Raw genomic sequence first — 2,088 nt, 5'->3', positions numbered from 1 at the left:
CGTGGGAGGTCGGAGACCGAAGGGCTGATCGGGTTCTTCGTGAACACGCTGGCGTTGCGGGTGGAGGTGTCGGGTTCACCGACGCTGGCGCAGTTGCTGGCATCGGTGAAGGAGCGTGCGCTACAGGCGCAGGCGCATCAGGACATTCCGTTCGAACAGGTGGTGGAACTGGTCCAGCCGCCGCGCAGCCTGTCCCATGCGCCGTTGTTCCAAGTGATGTTCGCTTGGCAGAACACACCGGAAGGCGACCTGGACCTAGGCGAACTTGAGGCCAGCGGGCTGGGTGCGGCTAGGACGAGCGCGCAGTTCGACCTGTCATTGTCGTTGGCCGAAAGCAAAGAGGGGATCGTCGGCAGTCTGACCTATGCAACGGCGTTGTTCGAGCATGCGACGCTGGAGCGGTGGATGGGCCATTGGCGGCATCTATTGGCGTCGATGGTGGCCGAGGGTGCCGAAGATATGGCGGTGGATCGTCTGCCGTTGCTGGACGAGGCCGAGCGGCATCAGGTGTTGACGGAGTGGAATGCGACGGCAGCGGATTATCCGCGCGATGCCTGTGTGCACGAGTTGTTCGAGGCGCAGGTCGCGCGTGATCCCTCGGCCATCGCGGTGGTGCAGGGCGAGGTGTCGCTGACGTATGGCGAGTTGAATGCGCGAGCCAATCGGTTGGCACATTACCTGCGCGGATTGGGTGTGCGTCCCGACGATCGCGTGGCGATCTGCGTGCAGCGCAGTGTGGAGATGGTGGTGGCGCTGCTGGCGGTGCTGAAGGCGGGCGGTGCGTATGTGCCGCTGGATCCGGCCTATCCGCCGGAGCGGCTGGCCTATATGCAATCCGATTGCAGCGCGGTGGCGGTGCTGACGGATGCCGCCAGTCGTAGCCTGATCGAATACGGTGCCACTGCGGCGGTGATCGTCGATCTGCAAGCCGACAGTGAGCATTGGGCGCATCTGCCAGACAGTAATCCCGACCGCCACGCCAATGGCCTGTGCCCGGATAATTTGGCCTACGTCATCTACACGTCCGGTTCCAGCGGACAGCCCAAGGGCACCTTGCTCACCCATGCCGGCGCCGCGCATTACCTGCAATGGGCCGTTGAGACCTATCGCCCAACTCCCAGCGCGGTGGTGTCCTCCACACTGTCCTTTGACGCCACCTTGACCAGCCTGCTCGCGCCACTGCTGTGCGGTGCGCAGGTCGAACTGCTGCCCGAACACGACACGCTTGACGCCTTGCGGCAGCGCCTGTGCGATCCGACCCCGCTGGGGTTGGTCAAACTCACCCCGGCGCATTTGGAAGTGTTGGGCCAGCAGTTGGTCGAGCATCAGGCGCCGCTCAGCCCGGCGGTGATGGTGATCGGCGGCGAAGCGCTGCCGCCAGCCACGCTGGCCCGTTGGCACGCCCTCGCGCCGCACACCCGGCTGATCAACGAATACGGCCCGACCGAGACGGTGGTTGGCTGCGCGGTCCACACGATCACTGCAGAAGATGCGCACGCGCCCAACGGGCGCGTACCGATCGGCCAACCGATTGCGCACCTTCGCCTTTACGTGCTCGATCCACACGGGCAACTGGTGCCGATTGGCGTGGCCGGCGAACTGCATATCGCCGGGCCGCAGCTGGCGCGCGGCTATCTTGGCCGTGCGGATCTGACCGCCGAACGCTTCGTGCCTGATCCGTTTGCCGAGCAACCCGGGACACGGATGTACCGTAGTGGCGATGTCGCCTGCTGGCGCGCGGACGGGACGCTCGAATATCTGGGTCGCGATGACGACCAGATCAAGCTACGTGGATTCCGCATCGAACTGGGCGAGATCGGCGCCACGCTGCGTGCTTGCGTGGGCGTGCAGGACGCCGCGGTGGTGCTGCGCGAGGACAATCTGGGCGAACCGCGACTGGTCGCCTATCTGGTCGGTGATGTCGACGGCGTCGTGCTCAGCCCCGATGCCGTGCGTACCCAACTCGGCATGCGTCTGCCCGACTACATGCTGCCAACCGCCTACGTACAACTGGACGCGCTGCCCCTGACCCCGAACGGCAAGCTGGATCGCAAGGCATTGCCGGCACCGGATGGGTCTGCCTATGCC

General features: G+C 65.1%; 1 protein-coding gene. It reads left to right on the top strand.

Going from position 1 to position 2,088, the window contains the following annotated elements:
• A partial coding sequence (locus tag XalbCFBP2523_RS15685; RefSeq protein ID WP_146084143.1) for a non-ribosomal peptide synthetase occupies window positions 1-2,088 on the top strand: 2,088 nt, incomplete at both ends.

It is taken from the genome of Xanthomonas albilineans, assembly GCF_002939705.1.
In the GTDB taxonomy this organism is placed as follows: domain Bacteria; phylum Pseudomonadota; class Gammaproteobacteria; order Xanthomonadales; family Xanthomonadaceae; genus Xanthomonas_A; species Xanthomonas_A albilineans.
The sequence above is the reverse complement of the archived record's forward strand: the minus strand, read 5'-3'. Positions and strand labels throughout refer to the sequence as shown.